2 protein-coding genes are annotated in these 3,073 nt (G+C 74.6%); one reads left to right on the plus strand and one right to left on the minus strand.

The genetic code is table 11. The features are described from left to right. Nucleotides 1-245: 245 nt before the first annotated feature. The gene (locus tag ACFXPK_RS32660) at nt 246-815 is read right to left on the minus strand and encodes an adenylosuccinate lyase (RefSeq protein ID WP_385005589.1); all 570 of its coding nucleotides are present in this window, start codon (nt 813-815) and stop codon (nt 246-248) included. Nucleotides 816-1,195: 380 nt separating this feature from the next. Between ACFXPK_RS32660 and ACFXPK_RS32665 the strand changes: the two genes are divergently transcribed. Beyond that, nucleotides 1,196-2,977 carry a 3-hydroxyacyl-CoA dehydrogenase family protein gene (locus tag ACFXPK_RS32665; protein ID WP_385080778.1) on the plus strand — a complete coding sequence of 594 codons (1,782 nt, stop codon included), beginning with the start codon at nt 1,196-1,198 and terminating at the stop codon, nt 2,975-2,977. Nucleotides 2,978-3,073 lie beyond the last annotated feature (96 nt).

Genomic DNA, 3,073 nt, shown 5'->3' on the forward strand with positions numbered 1-3,073 from the left:
AGTTGGCAGACCAGGCTCCGCAAAGCGACGCACGAAGAAATCAACGACCCCGCGTCCACGCCGCACAGGTTAAAGATCAAGCTAAGGGCTGTCCCGTAATCCCTGGCGGGCGCGCGACGACAGCTACGGCACCTCGCTGCGTTGTCGGAACGCCCGAATACATCCAGTATGCGGACGTCCCTCCGCCTTGCGATGCACCGCATCTGACGCCGCGCGCTGATCCACCGGGGATTACGGGACAGCCCTCAGCCCGGGATACGGGTGAGCGCCTCACCGGCCGCCGCCGCGAGCCGGGGGTGGTCCCTGGCCGCCGTCAGGACGGGGCGGGCGCGGTCGTCGCCGAGGCGGCCCAGCCCCTCGACGCAGGCGAGCGCGACGCGCCAGTGCGGCTCGTCCGGCGAGAGCAGCCGTTGCAGGGTGGTGATCAGCGCCGGTACCGACTCGGGCGCCCGTAACTCCGCGAGCAGCCGCACGGGGTGGAGCGCGTAGGCCGTGCGCAGGCCGTTGGTGGCGAGCGCGGCGGCGGCCCGGGAGGTGCGCGGATCGCCGAGCCGGGCCAGTGCGTACGAGGCGGAGACGCACCGCTCGGGGTCGCGGTGGTTGAGGAGCAGCACCAGCGCCTCGAAGGCCCGCGCGTCCCCGGCGCAGCCGAGCCGGAAGGCGGCGATCTCCAGCGCCCACAGGGGCTGCCCGCGCCCGACGAGCACGCCGGCCAGCGCTTCCCTGTCGTCGGTGGCGATCAGCCGCTGGTACGCGAGGGAACCCCCGGACTCGTCCTTCGTCCGGTCCGCGAGTGAGCGGAAGTCCTCGTCCATGGGGCCAGGATATCGGCGCCCACCAGCGTCAACCACGCCCCGACCGGCCACTCTTGGCGCTCGCGGGCGCGCGCGGTCGCCGGTGACCCGGCACACAGTGCCCCAGCCCTGGCGCGCTCGTTACCCGTCGGTTAACCTCAGATGAGCGGATGAACTCCGCCGTTCGCGCCGGCCTGGTGACGCAGCCGCCGTGAGCGCTCTTCGGCGGTGCCGTCGGTTCGGCACCGCGGGTACGGCGCGGCCCCGGAACAGGGCCCGCCGCCTCTTCCACGCTTCTCCGTGCCGTGCTTCCGCCGCGTGTCCGCACGCCGGCCCACGCGCCCGTCGCGCCCCGCGCCCGCGCGCTCCTGAGCAAGTCGTCACTCACCCCTGGAGTCCTGATGGACATCCCTCTCCCCACCATCGCCGTCGTCGGCCTCGGCACCATGGGAACCGGCATCGCCGAGGTCCTGGCCCGCGCGGGCCGCGAGGTCATCGGCATCGACATCAGCGACGCCGCGGCCCGCCGGGCCGTCGAGGCCCTGGAGGCGTCCACCGCGCGGGCCGTCGGGCGCGGCCGGATCAGCGCGGCGGAGCGGCGGACCGTCCTCGCCCGGTTCCGTACCTTCTCCGATCTGCGCGCCGCCGCCGACGCCGGTCTGGTGATCGAGGTGGTGCCCGAGTCGTACGAGACCAAGCTGGGCGTCCTGCGGGCGCTGGACGGGATCGTCGCGCCCTCCGCCATCCTCGCCACCGGCACCAACGCGCTCTCGGTGACCCGGCTGGCCGCCGAGTCGGCCCGTCCCGAGCGCGTGCTGGGGCTGCACTTCTTCAATCCGGCCCCGGCGATGAAGCTGGTCGAGGTGGTCTCCTCGGTGCTCACCTCGGACCGCGCCGTCGCCGCCGTCACCGCCCTCGCCCGCGAGCTGGGCAAGGAGCCCGTCGCGGTGGGCGACCGGCCCGGCTTCGTCGCGGACGGGCTGCTCTTCGGCTATCTCAACCAGGCGGCGGCGATGTACGAGTGCGCGTACGCCTCCCGCGAGGACATCGACGCGGCGATGCGGCTGGGGTGCGGGCTGCCGATGGGGCCGCTCGCACTGCTCGACCTGATCGGCATCGACACCGCGCGCACCGTGCTGGACGCGATGTACGCGGCCTCGCACGACCGGCTGCACGCCCCCGCGCCGGTGCTGCGGCAGCTCAGCGACGCCGGGCTGACCGGCCGGAAGTCGGGCCGCGGCTTCTACACGTACGAGGCGCCGGGCGGCGCGGTGGCCGTACCGGACGCGCTCACCCCCTCCCCCGCCGCGGACGCCGTGCCCGGCCGTCAGGTCGCCTCCGTCGGTGTCGTGGGCTCCGGCACGATGGCGAGCGGGATCGCGGAGGTCTTCGCCGTGGCCGGGTACGGCGTGGTGCTCGCCGCCCGCAGCGAGGAGAAGGCCACGGCGGCCCGGGAGCGGATCGCCGCCTCCCTCGCCCGCTCGGTGGACCGGGGCAGGATCAGCGCCGGGGCCAGGGACGCCACCCTCGCGCGGATCGTGCCGGCCGGTTCGGCCGACGCGCTCGCCGAGGTGGATCTCGCCGTGGAGGCGGTGGCCGAGGACCTGGAGGTCAAGCGGCGGCTCTTCGCCGTGCTCGACAAGGTCTGCCGGCCCGGCGCGGTGCTGGCCACCACGACCTCCTCGCTCCCCGTGGTGGCCTGCGCCCGCGCCACCGCGCGCCCGGAGGACGTCGTCGGGATGCACTTCTTCAACCCGGCCCCGGCGATGAAGCTGGTCGAGGTGGTCCGCACGGTCCTGACCTGCGACGAGGCCCATGCCACCGTCCGCGAGGTGGTGGCCACCGTCCGTAAACACCCGGTGGACTGCGGCGACCGCGCCGGGTTCATCGTGAACGCGCTGCTCTTCCCGTATCTGAACAACGCGGTCCGGATGGTCGAGGAGCACTACGCGACGCCCGACGCCATCGACGCCGCGATGAAGCTGGGCGGCGGCTATCCGATGGGCCCCTTCGAACTGCTCGACGTGGTCGGCCTCGATGTCTCGCTCGCCATCGAACGCGCCCTGCACCGCGAGTTCCGCGACCCCGGGCTCGCCCCGGCGCCGCTGCTGGAACATCTCGTGGCGGCGGGGTGCCTGGGCCGCAAGACGGGACGCGGCTTCCGTGAGTACGGGCGGCGCTGACCCGGACGCCGTACGGGGCGGTGGGGGCCCCCCCCGGCCCCGCGGCGGGGGGGCCGGGGGGCCCCCGGGGGGGGGGGGCCCCCCCGCGCCCGCGGC

Origin of the sequence: Streptomyces sp. NPDC059142 (assembly GCF_042755665.1) — a bacterium.
GTDB lineage: Bacteria > Actinomycetota > Actinomycetes > Streptomycetales > Streptomycetaceae > Streptomyces.